The following is a 17,118-nucleotide window of genomic DNA, read 5'->3' as shown; positions in this document are numbered from 1 at the left end:
GAATCTCCATTTGTGGATCAATCCGGATTGTGCGGTATTCATCATGATGATTCGCTTTTTGAGTTGGAATTGGTTGAAATTATTCACAAACTGTTGCTCTTTTTTGGTCGTTGTCAAGTTCAATAGAAGTTGGGCATATTCTTTTTTTGGATGAAAACTGGTCACTTTGATGTCCGCCTGAAATTCATGAACTTCATGGATACTGGATTCGAAATGCTTGATCAAAGGATGAAACCAGAAAACCGCTTTGGTAAGCTGCATGAAAATCAAATCAATCGTATGAAATTGTGAAGCATGCTCGGATTCATGGAGAATGATCAATTCCTGCGCTTTATTCCCTACCTGATAAGCTGGCAAAAGAATAAAATTGAAGAAAGAGGAGGGTGGAAATTTTGGGTTTACCACAATTGTCAAATCCTTGTGACTGAATTTTTCAGAAGATTTGATCAAAGTAAAGGTTTTGAAAATTCCAATTGCCAATCTGCTTATTGTCCAAAGAAATCCGGAAAAGTAAATGAGAATAGCTCCATAAACCAAAATTGATTTGGCTGAAATCCCATCTTCAGGAGTCAAAGCAAATTCCGGCAGATAGTAGGTGAAAACCTCAGGGTTCAAGGCTGAGACTGAACCCGGACCCAAATCAAATGAGAGTAAAGGAAGGATCAATGCCAATCCCAAAGAACCCAACAGGTATGCCCTGTTCCATCCAAAAAAAGTGAGTTTGGAAAGAAATGCTATATAAAATGCATAAAGTAGAAGCAGGATAATGCTGCCTTCCAAGAGGTAGTTGAATATAGTTATCATAGCTGAGAGGAGTTACCCATGTTGTCAATCAATTTTTGAAGTTCTTCCATATCTTTTTCAGATAACCCTTTTTCCTTGACCATAAAGGAAAGTACATTCTCTACTGAACCTTCAAAATAGTCCTCCAACAATTCGTTGAAACTGGTTTTCCTATATTCAGTCTGGGTGATTGTGGGGAAATATTCGTGGATGTTTCCGTAAGTCTTGTGGTCTAAATACCCTTTCTTTTCCAAAAGCTTGATGTTGGAAGCGAGTGTGGTGTAAGGTGGCTTGGGTTCAGGCAATTCATTCAAGACATCCCGTACCAAAGCTTTCTTCAGCTTCCAGAATATCCGCATCAGGCTTTCTTCGTATTTCGTCAATGTTTCCATAAAATAAATTTAAATGAAACATTTTAGACTTCCTACGAAAATTTCGTAATTCTACGAAAAAAATTTATTTAGGCATTATTGACTTCATATTACAAGGTATATTGTCTTGTTTTTATTTGAAATCTTTAAAACTTTCAATAGTGCTTTTTTACCTTTTCCCAAAAATACAGATCAAATTTTTGTACATTTTATGGTAAATATCCTTCCTTCTAAAAATCCAACCAATTGTTTTACAGTGAGATATACATCATGTTTTGGATTGATTTATGTCATGCTTTTTTGGGGTTTGATGTGGTAATATCGTGCATCAATAAACAAAAAACCTATGGATCAAACTTCCAGATTTACCTCAGCGCAAACCAGTAGCCTAGTGCTGCTCCGTTTGCTGATCGGTTGGCACTTTTTGTACGAAGGTGTTATCAAATTGTACAGTCCTTCATGGACTGCTAAAGGATACTTGCTCAGTGCGAGTTATATGGAATCTTTTTTCAAATGGATGGCCGGCGAATCAATCATTCCCATCATTGATACACTCAATATCGGGGCCTTGCTCCTGGTTGGGTTTTGTCTGGTCATCGGGGTAAAAACCAGATGGGCAAGCATCATCGGCATCGGACTTCTGCTGTTGTATTACCTGGCACATCCCCCATTTCCGGGATATCCTCAAGGTCCGAGCGAGGGCAGCTATTGGCTTGTCAACAAAAACCTGATAGAAGCAGCTGCGCTTTTTGTCCTCTTTTTATTTCCAACAGATTACGCTTTTGGGCTTGCAAGGCTTTTTGCAAAACCTAAAACAGTATCCACAAACCCAATCCCCTGAAGCACATGGCAACTGACAAGAATTTATTCAAAGGCTTTTCCCGAAGGGAGTGGCTCAAAATACTCGGAGGCATTCCGATTTTTGGCGCAGTTTGGACAGCCGGTTTCAGGTCCAATGAAAAGGCATTGAGCGAAAGAAACCTTTTGCTTGAAACACTGAATATCAAAGCATCTGCACCGCCTGCCTCAGGCCCGATGTCCGGAGAACCGCTGAGGGTTGGTCTGATTGGTTTTGGAATCAGAGGAGAGCAGCTGATGCGTTCTTTGGGTTTTGCTACCATAGAATGGCTCGATGACATGGCCAAATCGGCAGCAGAAAATCCCAATGATACCCGATTGGCAGAATTTAAAGCACAGGAAGGCCTCAACGTCAAACTCACTGCAATCTGTGATATTTTTGATGTCAGGGCAGAAAAAGCACTCCGGTCCTTCAATACCAAAGAGAATCCCTGCAAAAGGTACAAAACACATTTGGATTTAATCAACAGCGGGGAAGTGGATGCAATCATCATTGCTGCTCCAGATCATTGGCATGCACCCATGTCGATTGATGCCATCAATGCGGGCGTCCATGTCTATGTTGAAAAACCAATGACGCACAGCATTGAGGAAACCTATGCCATCAGAGATGCAGTCAGAAACAATCCAAAAGCAGTATTTGCGGTAGGTCACCAACACAGGCAGACGCAGAGTTTTCTCACAGCGCAGGATGCAATAGCCAAAAATACTTTGGGTCATGTGTCTTTGGTGGTGACCGCGACCAACAGAAACGATGATAACGGAGCCTGGCAATATGACATCCATCCCGATGCTTCCCCTGAAACAGTCGATTGGAATGCTTTTTTGGGTTCAGCCCCCAAAATTCCATTTAATCCCGAACATTTTTTCAGGTGGAGAAAATGGTGGGCCTATGGGTCAGGATTATCCGGTGACCTGATGACACATGATTATGACCGGATCAACTGTGTTTTGAAAATGGGAATTCCCAAATATGTGACTGCCTCAGGTGGGGTTTATACGCACAGGGATGGCAGGAATGTGCCTGATGTGATGCAGGTCAACATGGATTTTCCGGAGTTCAGTACCGGCACCAGTCAGACACCGGGCAAAGAAAAAGGCATGAGTTTGGTTTACAGTGCGACATTGGGAAATCAGTTTGACAGAGGAACTGTCCTGATGGGTCACGATGCCTCCATGGAATTGGGCAATATGGTCACCATCTATGCGGATCCAAGGTCCACCAAATACCAAGATCTGATCAAAGAAAAAAGGGTAGATCCTTCCGTTCCTATTTATCAATATGACCCAAGTGCAAACGGCGTCGATGCCGTGACATCAGCCACCGCGAAGTATTTTGCGAACAAAGGTCTGCTCTGGACATACAGGGATGGAAAAAGAGTCGATTCTACTTTCCTTCACCTGAGAGAATGGATGAGTTGTATCCGAAATGGGGGAGAGCCAAGCTGTGGTATCAAAGAGGGTTTTGAAGAAGCCATCACCGCCCATATGGGAGGCCTTTCTTACAAAATCGGCAGAAGGATTGAATGGGATGCAGAAAACGAAAAAATCATCGCCCTTCCTGGAGAAAACCTTGATGAGATCCTACTCAACAATGACGAGGTTTTTATTTCTTGAAAAACGGGATTTTGAAAATTTTCTTTAGAAAAAAAGGGTTTCCGTAAATGGCAACCCTTTTTTATGAGCTACCCATTGACCCAAATAGTATAAAAATTTTAGTTTAAGAAAAATTAGATTTACTTTAAGCTGGTCAATTCAAATTTTGAATTTTTTTGAATCTTCATTTTATATTCTGGAAATTATAAAGTTTGGCTTTAATGAAACTTGGGATAAAGTAGGAAATGAGAGTATTCATTGGAATGAAATAGAAGAATTCCCAATAAAATTAGATATATGAAATTTAAAGGATTCGATATGTTTAAAAGGAAGATTCTAGAGGTTTTGAAAAGTTGATAATGATGAAATTAAAAAGATGAAAGCAAGAGACTTACTTCTATACCATACCGAAGATCACACAATAAACGTTTCAGTATATTTTCAAAGCGGAAGCTTTTGGCTGACACAAAAGGCCATGGCAGAGTTGTTTGGCGTAGATAGAACTGTTATTACTAGGCATTTAGGAAAAATTTTTGATAGCAAAGAATTGGACGAAGACTCAGTATGTGCAAAAATTGCACATACTGCAGAGGATGGTAAAAATTATAAGACAAATTTTTACCGATTGGAAGCAATTTTGGCTGTTGGCTACAGAGTGAATTCAATACAAGCTACCGATTTTCGGAAATGGGCCACCCAAACCCTCAATGAGTTTATAATTAAAGGATTTTTGTTAGATGATGACCGACTCAAGCAAGGCAAAAATTTTGGGCAGGATTTTTTTGATGAATTACTGGAACGAATTCGCGAAATCAGAGCCAGTGAACGCAGATTTTACCAAAAAATCACTGATTTGTATTCCTTGAGCACAGATTATGACAAAGAAAGCCAACAGACCAAAGACTTTTTTGCGGCTGTTCAAAATAAGTTACACTGGGCAATTACCGGTAAAACCGCTGCTGAAATTATTTATACAGAGGCTGATGCAACAAAACTATATATGGGTTTGAAAACTTGGAAAGCTGCTCCTGAAGGGAAAATAATGAAAAGTGATGTGGTAGTTGCCAAAAATTACCTTGCACACCAGCATATATCACAGTTAAATAGAATCGTTTCGGCATATTTAGATTTGGCTGAAAACAATGCACAAAGAGGAATCGCCTTCAATATGTTGCAATGGACATCTTTTCTGGATAGGTTTTTAGAACTATCCAATTATCCCATTTTAAAGGATAAAGGTAAAATATCTATGCTTGAAGCGAAGCTAAAGGCGGAAGGGGAATATGATAAATTTAGGGTTGTCCAGGATCAGAATTACGAAAGTGATTTTGATAAGGAGATAAAAAAGCTAAAACCCTAAGGATTATCTATCAATTCCGATTACATGTTTATTGTTTTTGTTTATTAGAATCACGGTTTTTTTTACGATATAATTCCCTTCCTCCTAGGCAAAAGGCTTGTCAATCGCCGAACTTGGGGCGCTGAAGAACTTCGGTCCTGAAGCAGACATATAAAAGCAATCTTCTACCCTGACACCAAATTCCCCCACTATATAAATTCCCGGTTCATTACTAAAACACATTCCTTCCTGAAGCGGGGTTTTGTTACCGCGTACCAGGTTGGTCCATTCATGTACATCGAGACCGATTCCGTGTCCAAGACGGTGACTGAAATATTTGTAATCAGGGCCAAATCCACCCTTGCTCACAATTCCTCTTGCCAAGGCATCCATTTGTTCACAGGTAGTACCTTGCTTGGCAGCTAATTCTATCGCTTTTTGCTGTGCATCTCTCGCGATGTTCCATACTTCTGTCTGACGGGAAGTTGGTTTGCCAAAAACAATCGTTCTGCTGATGTCAGAGGTATAACCTTCAATTTTACAGCCGCCATCGGCCAAGATCAAGTCCCCTTCTTTGAGTTTCTGAGGTGTGCTGCTTCCATGTGGAAATGCGGACCATTCGCCAAAGTTTGCCCCAATAGAACCTTTTGCTCCTAAAGCCATGTGGGCTTCGGTGGCCACTCTGCTGAATTCCTCCTGTGTCATTCCCTCATGAAGCGAATCAAAAAGTACTTTGTATGCCGCAAGTGTAATGTCGTTTGCTTTCTGCATCAGGGCGATTTCTGCCGGAGATTTATACATCCTGCAACCGGCGGTAATTGGATCCGCCAAAACAAAATTCAGTCGTGAGGTTTCTTTTTTGATACCGTCATAAAGAAAAAATCTGGAGCGCTCTTCTATTGCCACGGTCTGATTGGGAGTTCCTTTGTCTTTCAATATCCCTGCAGCCACCTGGTAGGGGCTTTCATGTTCCTGCCAAGTGCGGATATCCGAACCGAACTTTACCAATTCTGTGACTTTGTCTTCCTCAAATTTTGGACAGACATAGGCGATTTCACCTTTGGCAGGAATAATTGCCGCTACCATCCTTTCTGATAGGAAAAAATCAAAATCCAAAAAATAGGCCATGCTTGTTCCGGGCTCGAGAAACAGCGCATCTACTTTATTGGCAATCATCAGACTTTGTGCTTTGGCGATCCGTGCCAACCTCTCTTCCCGGCTGATCGGAACTACGTCCGCGGTCATCGGTTTCAAACCGCCCAGGGCTTTTGGAAGATCTTTTTCACTTTGATTTGCAAAACTGAATGAGGGAATCGCCAGCCCCGGAGCTAAAGAGGCGAGTTTGAGAAAATTTCGTCTGTTGAATGTCATGGTTGGAATTTGGCTTATAAGTCAATCCAAAATAAAGGTTCTATTTGAAATAATTGCAAACGATTACTTTAAATGGGTTGATTCGCTGTTCTGACGGTAAGTTTAAAACAGGAATATGAGAAACGGAAAATTTTAAATAACCTATAAGCCTCAGCATAGACTATTGAACTTCAAAGCCGGTTTTTTTTTGATATTGGAAATGTGGCAGACTGATATAAAATTTATATTGTCGAGGTTCTACTGAAAATCAACACATATTTTTTATGGAATTAAATTTCAGGTTAATTTCAGCATCCCAAATAACCTATTATGCTACAATTGATTGAAAATGCCCATCGATTCGCTGACAAACCTGCTATTGTAGATCAGTCTGTTTCTTATTCCTATATGGATCTTTTGGATCGAAGCGAAGAAATCGCACAATATCTTCTTCATGACGAGAAAGACCTTGCCCAAAAGCGCGTTTCCTACATGGTATCGCCGGGCTTTGGATATATGGCTGTACAGTGGGGAATATGGCGTGCCGGTGGGATAGCTGTTCCACTTTGCATCACTTATCCTTTTCCTTCTTTGCAGTATGTGGTAGAAAATACAGGTTCATCCATCATCATTTGCGGCCCGGAATATGAAGAAATCCTTTCTCCTTTTGCTGAAAATTCCAAAATCAGATTTATCAGTTTGTTAGATTTTTCCAAAATAGAAAGAAGGGAATTACCCGAAATAGATAATTCCCGTGGAGCCATGATCCTTTTTACTTCGGGTACGACGAGCCTGCCAAAAGGGGTTTTGACCACGCATGCCAATATCGAAGCACAGGTCAGTACTTTGGTGGAAGCTTGGAAATGGAATTCTGATGATTACACCCTTTCTATCCTTCCCCTGCACCATGTCCATGGCATCATCAATGTCAATTCCTGCGCCATGTGGTCGGGGGCGACCTTGCAGTTTTTGCCGAACTTTGATGCAAAAAAGGTCTTTGAGATTTTCCTGGAGGGCAAAGTCAATGTATTCATGGCTGTTCCGACTATTTATTTTAAGTTGATCGCTTATTATGAAAGCCTTCCCGAGTCAGAGCAAAAGGAAATTTCTTCCTGTCTGAAAAAATTCAGGTTGATGGTTTCAGGCTCCGCGGCGCTTCCTGTATCTGTGATGGAAAAATGGTACAGCATCTCCGGCCATTACTTGCTCGAAAGATATGGAATGACCGAAATCGGTATGGCCATCAGCAATCCCTATGAAGGAAAACGGCGTGCAGGATACATAGGAATGCCACTCAAGGGAGTGGAGGTAAGGCTTTGTGATGAAGCTGATAGAGAAGTGGCTTCCGGCCAACCTGGAGAAATCCAGGTCAAAGGCCAAAATGTATTTAAGGAATATTGGGAAAAACCTGAAGCAACCTCAAAGACTTTTACCCAAGACGGTTGGTTCAAAACCGGAGACATTGCTATCATAGAAGAGGGCTATTTCAAGATTCTTGGCCGGGATTCGATTGACATCATCAAATCCGGCGGATATAAAATATCTGCTTTGGAAATCGAAGAAGTCTTGCGTAAATACTCCGGAATCAAAGACTGTGGCGTTATCGGAGTCCCAAATGAAGAATGGGGAGAATTGGTGGTGGCTGCTTTGGTGACAGAAAAAGAGCTGGACCTTGACCATTTAAATTCCTGGATGAGGGAGCAGATGCCGGCATATAAGACGCCTAGAAAATACCTTATCGTGCCTGACCTTCCAAGGAATGCCATGGGGAAAGTGACCAAAAATGAATTGAAAAAACTGTTTTGACCTGAATATATGAAAATAATCTACGGTGTTGCGCTCTTGGCATTTTCCTATATTGTCGGTCAGTGGCTGGGTGAATTTTTCGGAACCTTACTCGGCATCAATGCCAACGTTGGCGGAGTGGGTTTTGCGATGATTATCCTGATGCTGCTGAAGGAGTGGTTTGTCAAAAAAAACTGGATGAGTCCTGACATGGATTTGGGCATTGACTTTTGGAATAAAATGTACATTCCGGTGGTCATCGCGATGGCGGCAAGCCTCAATGTCAAATCTGCAGTTTCGACGGGCACTTTGGCAATTGTGGCCGGAGCAATTCCTGTTGTGGCTGCTTTTTTTGTTTTTCCTTTGATCCTCAAAAAATTCCACAAAAACTGATATGGAGATATTCCTAAAATTGGTAGAGAAAAACGGCTTGATCGTAGGGTTTTTGGTGGTAGGGATGATTGTGGCTTTTTCTGAGCTTTTTTCCAAAAAAGTACTGAATTCCAAAATTCCCGGTTCGGCAATTGCGATTTTCCTTGGCTTGGTACTTGGCTACATCGGAGGGGTTTTTACCGGAGGGGAAAAGGGATTGTCAGACATTGCTATTTTCAAGGGGGTGGGGACTTTGGGAGGTTCGATGTTTCGGGATTTTGCGATTGTGGCCACTGCGATTGGCGCGAGTTTTTATTTGGTTCGCAAGGCCGGTTTACTCGGTATGATTTCCTTGTTTTTTGGGATAGGGATATTCTTTTTTATGGGGGTTGTCCTTGCTTATGTTTGGGGATATCGGGATGCTGCCAGTCTATGCACAATCGGGGCAGGTGCCTGTACATACATCGTCGGCCCGGTGACAGGTGCGGCGGTCGGGGCAAGTTCGGAAGTGATTGCGCTGAGCATTGCGGCGGGGGTGGTCAAAACCATTGCAGTGACGATCATTACGCCTATCGCCGCCAATAAAATCGGTTTGGACAGTCCTGAATCAGCCATGGCATTTGGAGGATTGATGGGTACTTCGAGTGGAGTGGCTGCAGGATTGGCGGCAACAGATCCCAAGTTGGTTCCTTATGGCGCGGTGACTGCGACTTTCTACACCGGTTTGGGATGTCTGATTTGTCCTTCGCTGTTCTTTATTTTATTGGAGATGGTTTTTTGATGAAAGAAATAGAAAGATGACAATCAAAGAGGTTTCTATTGACCAAATTCTCCCCATCCGCCAACAAGTCATGTGGCCCGACAAGTCCATAGATTTTGTCAGGGTTCCCGAAGATGAAAATGGGATCCACTTTGGGTTGTTTGTGGAGGAAAATCTGATTTCGGTAGTTTCGGTTTTTATCCACGGGCAGGAAGCCCAATTTAGGAAGTTTGCCACCTTGGAACAGTTTCAGGGAAAGGGATATGGTTCAAGACTCCTTGAGTACATTTTTGATTTTTTGGAAGGAAAAAAAGTGACCCGAATCTGGTGCAATGCGAGGACATCAAAAGCAGGTTTTTATCAAAAATTCGGAATGGTTGAAACAGAAGTCATTTTCCAAAAAGAAGGGATGGCATATGTGGAGATGGAGAGGTATTGTTAGAGGATCAAGATGATATGGTTTGAATCCTATAAAAAATTTGCTCGTTTTTGAATTTTTTTCAACAAAAATGGATAGGGGATCAAGTTTTTTCCGCAACCGTTATAGATGGATCAAAAAACGGGATTTGGGTTCTGTTTTCGATCAAAATCAGCTTCTATGACACCATTTAGGCTATTATCCGTTTTGCAGAGGGTTATATATTAGAAGATTATTTTTCTATTTTAGAATGCTCGAATTGAACTTTCTATAAAATAGAAGCAATCACCATAGCCCCTAACCCAATTTAACCTCCCCGACATGAAAAAACCACGACTCTCCTTTCAACAGATCATCAATATGAATGTCGGATTTTTTGGCATTCAGTATAGCTTCGGATTGCAGCAGAGTGCGGTCAATCCTATCTATGACATGCTCGGGGCACAGCCGCATGAAATTCCCATCCTGAACCTTGCCGGACCTATGACAGGATTGCTGATCCAGCCTATCATCGGAGCCTTGAGTGACCGTACCTGGAGTCCAAGATTTGGCAGAAGGAAGCCTTTTTTCTTCATAGGCGCAGTTTTTTGCAGCATCTGTCTTTTTCTTTATCCTTTCAGTAGTTCACTTTGGATGGCAGCAGGTCTGCTTTGGGTTTTGGATGCAGCCAACAATACCGCAATGGAACCCTATCGGGCATTGATTGCTGACAAACTTCCGGAAGAACAGTATGCCACAGGTTTTCTTTCCCAAAGTTTTTTTACAGGTTTGGGAATTACCTTGGCCAATATTTCACTCTTTATCTTTCAGATGTACATTCCGGGAACTGCGGGTTCTCTCCCGGTTTGGGTTTATGCTTCCTTCTTTTTAGGTTCAATTTGTTCGATTACTTCCGTGGGATGGAGTATTTATAAGACACCTGAAATACCGCCAAGTTCCGAAGAATTGGCTGTATTGACTGAAAAGAATAAAGGGCTTCCCAATCCTGTAATCCAGTTTTTCCTTTCGGTCTTTACATCATTGTTGGTTTATATCCTGTTTGCGTTCTTACTGATTCCTTCGATTTTTGACCGGACTTTGATTCCAAGGCTGATTGCATCGATGGAGAAAAACAAGTACTCGCGTATCCTTTTTGGTGAAAATCTTGAAATCATCCATGCTGTCGTCGACATGCCTTCTGTGATGTGGAAGTTGGCTTTGGTTTACCTTTTCCAATGGTATGCGCTCTTTGTCTATTGGCAGAATGCCGCCAAAAGTATTGCTCAGTCAGTTTGGAAAACTTCGCCTGCCGAAGACATGAAGTTGTTTGAAGAAGCAGTTGGTTGGACAGGTTTGGTCAACGGTTGGTACAATATTGTCACTTTTTTGTCAGCTTTTGCACTGGTGGGTGTCGCCAAGAAATTCGGCCCCCGGAAAGTCCATTTCATTTGCCTCATCCTTGCGGGGGTTGGTTTGCTGGCATTTCCCCATATTGAAAATAAATACGCCCTGATGGTTCCAATGACCGGATTTGGAATTGCATGGGCGAGTATGATGGGTATACCTTACCTGCTTGTGGTCAATGAAATTCCAAAAGAAAGGTATGGCGTATACATGGGGATCATCAACATGATGATTGTGATTCCCATGATTTTGCAAACACTGAGTTTTGGTTTTATATCAAAATATATCCTCAGCAATGACCCGGGGTTTGCGATTACTTTTGCAGGGGCATTGTTGCTTTTGGCGGCATTGGCAACTTTGAGAATCAAAGAAACCCATGACATTGATACCGCTTCAGCCCCGATGGGAGGGGGACATTGATATGCGAGCTGTAGTTCTATTCCTTAATTAAAAAGAAAAAAATACCCTTTTCCATGGCCACAGACCATTCATTGACAGACTTCATCCGTAATATTCTTTCCGCCAACGAGCTTAAATTATCTATCAAAGACAAAGCATTTATCTCGAGGCTTAATGCAGGAATGGCTTCTATCACCCATCTCTACTATCAGATATACAGTTCGCATCCCAAAAAAGATGAAATCTTCGAGCAGTTGATTGCTACCCTTGTCCGGACTTATCAATCCCGTGAAAAGGATCTCCGAAAAAGGGATGAAGAAAAAGCAAAAAAAGGGAATTGGTTTTTGAGCAATGAACTGGTAGGCATGAGTCTCTATGTCGACCGCTTTGCAGGAGACCTTCCCCAACTCAAAACCAAACTGCCTTACCTCGAAGAGCTTGGGATAAACTTTCTTCACCTGATGCCGCTTTTTGAAAGCCCTGCAGGGGAAAGTGACGGTGGATACGCTGTTTCGGATTTCCGTAAGGTTGACAAAAAGTTTGGCAGTCTCGAGGATTTGATTTCTTTGAGAAAGGAAATGCAGCAAAAGGGGATGTACATGATGCTGGACATTGTCCTCAACCATACTTCCCATAGGCATGAATGGGCAGAAAAAGCCAAGGCAGGAGATCCTTATTATCAGGACTTCTTTTACATGTTTGACAACAGGTGGATTCCCAACCAATATGAGGAGAAGATGCCTGAAATTTTCCCCGAAGCCGCTCCCGGTAATTTTACCTATGTGGAAGAATGCCAAAAATGGGTCATGACGGTATTTCATAATTACCAATGGGATCTCAATTATATGAACCCCATGGTTTTCAGGGCCATGTTGGACAATGTTCTTTTTTACGCCAATTTGGGTGTGGATGTCCTGAGGATAGATGCTCCGGCGTTTATTTGGAAACAAACATGGACTACTTCACAGAATCTTCCTCAGGTTCATACGCTGCTGCAGTTGATCAAAGAATGTGTCCTTGTGGCCACGCCGGGAATGGCGATATTGGGCGAGGCCATCGTCGCACCAAAGGAAATCATTAAATATTTTGGAACCGGGGAATATACAGCGAGGGAATGTGATTTTGCCTACAATGCTACGCATATGGCACTGCAATGGGACATGCTTGCCACTGGGGAGACGGACGTGATGCTAGCCGCCCAGCATGCCATTTTGCAAAAGCCATTCGGTACTTCTTGGATTTCATACATCAGATGCCATGATGACATCGGAATGGGGTATGAGGACTACATGATAGAAATGGCCGGTAAGTCACCTTACAGACACCGCAGGTATTTAATGGATTATTATTCGGGTAACCTTCCCGACAGTCCCGCACGGGGAGCCTTGTTTTCTTCCAATCCAAAAACCGGAGATGCCCGAATCAGCGGTACATTGGCTTCTTTGTGTGGATTGGAAAAAGCCCTCTATGAAAATGACGATAAAGGCATAGACATCTCTATTCAGAAAATCATCATGATGCAGGCACATTCTTTGTTTTTGGGTGGATTGCCGATGTTGTATTATGGGGATGAAATCGGCTATACCAATGATTATGGCTTCAGCAATGATCCTGGAAAAAGCTACGACAATAGGTGGTTGCACAGGCCTTTGATTGATTGGGAAAAAGCAAACAGAAGAAATGTAGAAGGAACGGTCGAAAACAGGATTTTCTCCCAGATGCAGGCATTGATCAAACTCCGCAAGGAACTTCCTGTGATCGGAGATTACAAAAACCTGACCTGGATATCGCCGCACAACATTCACATAGCTACTTTTTTGAGAACTTATGAAGGAAAATCTTTTTATGGGGTTTTCAATTTCAGCGACAAATACCAAAACCTGACTTGGTATGCCTTTAAGGAAAAGGGAAAGTCACCTGAATCACTCTTCGATCATTGGTCTCAAAAAGAAATCAAGGTAGGTCCTGACCATGAGTACCTCTGGCTCGAACCTTATCAGTTTTGTTTATTAGAGCCGATTCAGCTGGGTTAGGTTTTTGGAGTTAGGTTTTTCGAAAGCAATTTTTGATTAAAATCAAGGAATCAGTGAAAGGAGGCCTGAAAAATCCCATTGATCAAAAATCAATTCATTAAGGGTTTTTATTCTAATACATTGATTTACTATGGCTATTCGGTAAACCTGAATTGCTTTTCTCAAGCCTATTTGATAAACCTAATTTTCAAACCAGAAATTGAAACCTTACTTTAAAATGCCTAAAACCCCGGTAAAGGTTTTGGTTTTTTTTCTTTGGGCCATGTCCCAATTTATCTCCCCTTTATTTGCGCAGCAGGCAGGCAAAGGAAAGGTGGAAGGAAAAATCATTGATAGCATTTCAGGAAACCCGCTTTCATTCGCTACAGTGGCCATCTACAAAAGTCCCGAGCAATTGGTGGAAGGGAACATCACTGATGACAAAGGGGAGTTCGGTATAGATATTCCTTTTGGGACTTATTATGCATTGATCGAGTTTATGGGTTTTGAGCCCTTCAAAAGTGCGGATTTTCAGGTTTCTAAGGAGCAGCCAGTCTACCGTTTTGAATCTCTGAAGCTCAAACCGACCATGAGCAACCTATCCGAGGTGGTGGTGGAAGGTGAAAAGGCTTTTATGGAACTTGCCTTAGACAAAAGGGTATTCAACGTCGGTCAGGACCTTGCCAATGCCGGCCGTACAACTGCCGATATCCTGATGAATCTGCCTTCGGTATCGGTGGATACAGAAGGGAATGTGAGCCTTCGGGGATCAGGAAACGTGCGGATCCTGATCGATGGGAAGCCTTCAGGATTGGTGAGTTTCAAAGGAAGCCGTGGCCTCCAACAACTTCCGGCGAGTATGGTCGAAAGCGTCGAGGTCATCACCAATCCCTCCGCAAAATATGAGGCCGAAGGGATGGCAGGCGTGATCAATATCATTCTGAAAAAGGACAATAACCAAGGCTTCAACGGTTCATTTGAGGCAACTGTGGGTGATCCGCTGAATCTTGGATTGGCTGCAAACCTAAATTACAGGCATAAGAAAATCAATTGGTTTGTCAATTATGGCTTGGCCAAAAGAAGACAGCCCCGGAACGGAACCTTGTTCCAGGAAGCGTTTGGAGGGGATACACTTTTTATTTCTGACCAATCTACAAATGGAGTTGTCAATAGCCTTAACAATAACATCAGGGCTGGATTGGACTACTATTTCAATGAAAAAAGCATACTTACCGGTTCCTATTTATGGAGAAGAAGCGATGCCCACAGGATCACAGATATCAGGTATGATGATTATATTTTTTCCTTGGATAATCTACAGAGCTTTAGCAAAAGAAGGCAGGATGAAACGGAGATGGAGCCGAACTCAGAGATCATTGTGAGCTACAAGCGCTCTTTTGAGCAGAAAGGACATGATTTTACAGCTGCCTTTACCTACTTGGATTATTGGGAAAATTCCGATCAGCTATTCACAGAAGATACTTTTTCTCCGGAAGGGGTGTTGGATCCTGGCCAATCTTTGGTACAGACTTCTATCAATGATGAGTTTGAAAAGCAATACCTGATTCAGATTGACTACACCAAACCATTGGGGTCGGGAGGAGGGAAATTTGAAACAGGCCTGAGAAGCAGCTTCCGGAATATGAAAAATGATTTTGTCGTAGAGGAGAAAAATGAAAATGGTGAATTCTTCCCAATTCCAGGTTTGGACAACATCTTCCTCTATCAAGAAAATATCCATGCCGTATATGGGATTCTTGGAAATAAATCCAACAAATTCAGTTACCAAGGTGGATTGAGGGCAGAATGGACGGATGTAAAGACCACTTTGGTCAAAACCAACGAAATCAATCCCCGGAATTATGTAAACCTGTTTCCAAGTGCACACCTCACCTACAATATCGATAAAGAAGATGCAATTCAGTTGAGTTATAGCAGGAGAGTGAGAAGACCTGTCTACAATGACCTGAGTCCATTCGTGACATTTTCGGACGCCAGAAATTTCTTCAGTGGGAACCCTGACCTTAATCCGGAATTTACCAATGCCTTTGAATTGGGACATATCAAGTATTTTGAAAAAGGATCTCTTTTTTCGACCGTGTATTTCCGGGACACCAAAGACAAAATAGACAGAATCAGGACAGTAGACAACCAAGGAAACGCGGTCACGATCACCGAAAACCTCAACTCAGAAATGGCTTATGGGATTGAGTTTACGACCGATTATGCGATTTTCCCGTGGTGGAAAGCGGATATCAATTTCAACTTTTTCCATGCCAAAATAGATGGGAGCAATATACAGGATGATTTTGTTGCGACGACGTACTCATGGTATGCCAGACAAAATTCCCGATTTATATTTGGAAATGGCTATGATGTACAACTGAGAGCAAACTATCAGGCAAGACAAAAAACTGCCCAAGGTGTGAGAAAATCAATCTTTTTTATGGATTTGTCCGGGAGCAAAGATGTATTGAAAGGAAGGGGAAAGTTGATTTTAACGATTGCTGATATCCTGAATTCACGTAGGGACAGGTATATCGTAGAGGGAACGGGATTTGTGACAACAGGAGATTTCCAAAATGTAGTCAGGCAAGTAAACCTTACCCTGAATTACAGAATTGAGTAATTTAAGGTTGATATATACCCTTCTAGTCATTTTGTCCAACATCCAGAAATTCAGGTAATCGATTTTCGAAAAAAAATTCATTGAATAGGCAATAAGCTTTCCAATTCCGGAAAACGATAAATCAGGTAAATCCTTTTCTAGTCCTTTTTTCCAGTTTGCCGATTTTGTTTTGGAACTCTAGCTCCAATTCATCAATGAAAGTCAGCGGGTTTTCGTAAGTTTTTAAAACATGGTAAAGGTAATTGGTTTCTAAGTTCTGCAGCTGTTTAGTCAAAGCTTCTTTTTTGGAAAGCAATGCAGCGAGTCTTATTTCGGAATTGACAGAAGGAATTTCTATTTGCCGGCCCTCCAGGTCCGGAAGGGCGATGATAAACGTTTGGTAAAAATTCAGCAAAGCCTCGAGGTCACCGTTTTTATAAATTCCATTAAGTTGTGAGGTGAGGTCAGTGGCAGTTTTGATTTTGTCTACCATGCCTCCGTGGTCGATTTTGTCGGGATGTACCTTTACGATGGCCTCTTTATACAGGCGTTTCAATTCTTGCTTTTCTCCTTCATTGACCTCAGGTCCTGACTTGCTTTTCTGTTTTGGGGAAATCAATTGAACAGGTTCTTTGTAGTTTTTTCCTTTTTTCTTTTGTTCAAGTCTCTTTGCTTTTTTTAATTGTTGTTTCTCTTTCATTTTTTTGTTCAAAGAAGACAGTTGGGAAATTTGTATTTGCAACTTGTGCCGGATGGAATTTTCAAAAGTTCCGATTTCCTTGCTGACCATTCCTATGTTTTTTTCCAGAAGGGAAATTTCGGCTAAGAGTTTTTGGATAGAATGCCGACTCGAAGCCGATTCTTTTCTTGCTAAGTCACCCATACTCTTTTTTCTAAATTAAGAATAGTTGAAATTATGTATCTGCGGAAATTGGTGAATTTTTTCGAATAAATTCTCCGGAACGGACAGAGGTCAAAAAAAAATATATATTTTTTAAAATATATAAAATATAATAATTACTAATTAATATCAAAAGAAACGTAAGCTGACCTGAAAAAGATAATAAAGAAAAGAATCACAAAC

14 protein-coding genes are annotated in these 17,118 nt (G+C 41.7%); 10 read left to right on the top strand and 4 right to left on the bottom strand.

Going from position 1 to position 17,118, the window contains the following annotated elements; all coding sequences use genetic code 11:
• Positions 1–804, bottom strand: an 804-nt coding sequence (locus ACZFYI_RS04855) for a M56 family metallopeptidase (RefSeq protein WP_462522991.1), incomplete at its 3' end; no start/stop codon positions are given.
• Complete coding sequence (locus ACZFYI_RS04850) at positions 801–1,175, bottom strand: BlaI/MecI/CopY family transcriptional regulator (RefSeq protein ID WP_462522990.1); 375 nt, start codon at positions 1,173–1,175, stop codon at positions 801–803. The genes ACZFYI_RS04850 and ACZFYI_RS04855, both read right to left, overlap by 4 nt.
• Before the next feature lie 325 nt (positions 1,176–1,500).
• On the opposite strand from ACZFYI_RS04850, the gene ACZFYI_RS04845 reads away from it, so the two are divergent.
• From ACZFYI_RS04845 to ACZFYI_RS04835, 3 genes are all read left to right on the top strand, one after another.
• Positions 1,501–1,995 carry a DoxX family membrane protein gene (locus ACZFYI_RS04845; protein ID WP_462522989.1) on the top strand — a complete coding sequence of 165 codons (495 nt, stop codon included), beginning with the start codon at positions 1,501–1,503 and terminating at the stop codon, positions 1,993–1,995.
• 5 nt (positions 1,996–2,000) lie between these two features.
• The gene (locus ACZFYI_RS04840) at positions 2,001–3,629 is read left to right on the top strand and encodes a Gfo/Idh/MocA family protein (RefSeq protein ID WP_462522988.1); all 1,629 of its coding nucleotides are present in this window, start codon (positions 2,001–2,003) and stop codon (positions 3,627–3,629) included.
• A gap of 355 nt (positions 3,630–3,984) precedes the next feature.
• Positions 3,985–4,968, top strand: coding sequence for a virulence RhuM family protein (locus tag ACZFYI_RS04835; RefSeq protein ID WP_462522987.1), 984 nt, complete (start codon positions 3,985–3,987; stop codon positions 4,966–4,968).
• Between the two features lie 84 nt (positions 4,969–5,052).
• Here ACZFYI_RS04835 and ACZFYI_RS04830 read toward each other — a convergent pair whose 3' ends face one another.
• Complete coding sequence (locus ACZFYI_RS04830) at positions 5,053–6,318, bottom strand: M24 family metallopeptidase (RefSeq protein ID WP_462522986.1); 1,266 nt, start codon at positions 6,316–6,318, stop codon at positions 5,053–5,055.
• A gap of 309 nt (positions 6,319–6,627) precedes the next feature.
• Here ACZFYI_RS04830 and ACZFYI_RS04825 point away from each other — a divergent pair, with 309 nt between their 5' ends.
• The 7 genes from ACZFYI_RS04825 (at position 6,628) to ACZFYI_RS04795 (ending at position 16,055) form a co-directional block, all read left to right on the top strand.
• Positions 6,628–8,103: an acyl-CoA synthetase gene (locus tag ACZFYI_RS04825; RefSeq protein ID WP_462522985.1), complete on the top strand. Its 1,476-nt coding sequence runs from the start codon at positions 6,628–6,630 to the stop codon at positions 8,101–8,103.
• 9 nt (positions 8,104–8,112) lie between these two features.
• Positions 8,113–8,475: a malonate transporter subunit MadL gene (gene madL, locus ACZFYI_RS04820; RefSeq protein ID WP_462522984.1), complete on the top strand. Its 363-nt coding sequence runs from the start codon at positions 8,113–8,115 to the stop codon at positions 8,473–8,475.
• Between the two features lies 1 nt (position 8,476).
• Positions 8,477–9,235, top strand: coding sequence for a malonate transporter subunit MadM (gene madM / locus ACZFYI_RS04815; protein ID WP_462522983.1), 759 nt, complete (start codon positions 8,477–8,479; stop codon positions 9,233–9,235).
• Between the two features lie 16 nt (positions 9,236–9,251).
• Positions 9,252–9,656, top strand: a complete 405-nt coding sequence (locus ACZFYI_RS04810) for a GNAT family N-acetyltransferase (protein WP_462522982.1) — start codon at positions 9,252–9,254, stop codon at positions 9,654–9,656.
• A gap of 297 nt (positions 9,657–9,953) precedes the next feature.
• The gene (locus ACZFYI_RS04805; RefSeq protein WP_462522981.1) at positions 9,954–11,435 is read left to right on the top strand and encodes an MFS transporter; all 1,482 of its coding nucleotides are present in this window, start codon (positions 9,954–9,956) and stop codon (positions 11,433–11,435) included.
• 53 nt (positions 11,436–11,488) lie between these two features.
• A complete protein-coding gene (locus ACZFYI_RS04800; protein WP_462522980.1) occupies positions 11,489–13,447 on the top strand; it encodes an alpha-amylase family glycosyl hydrolase in 1,959 nt (652 codons plus the stop codon).
• 217 nt (positions 13,448–13,664) lie between these two features.
• Positions 13,665–16,055 carry a TonB-dependent receptor gene (locus ACZFYI_RS04795; protein ID WP_462522979.1) on the top strand — a complete coding sequence of 797 codons (2,391 nt, stop codon included), beginning with the start codon at positions 13,665–13,667 and terminating at the stop codon, positions 16,053–16,055.
• A gap of 121 nt (positions 16,056–16,176) precedes the next feature.
• On the opposite strand, the gene ACZFYI_RS04790 is transcribed toward ACZFYI_RS04795, so the two are convergent.
• Positions 16,177–16,917, bottom strand: a complete 741-nt coding sequence (locus ACZFYI_RS04790; RefSeq protein ID WP_462522978.1) for a hypothetical protein — start codon at positions 16,915–16,917, stop codon at positions 16,177–16,179.
• Positions 16,918–17,118: the final 201 nt, after the last annotated feature.

Source organism: Aquiflexum sp., assembly GCF_977115555.1.
Note: the sequence above shows the minus strand (reverse complement) of the source record. Positions and strands in the feature narration are given on the sequence as shown.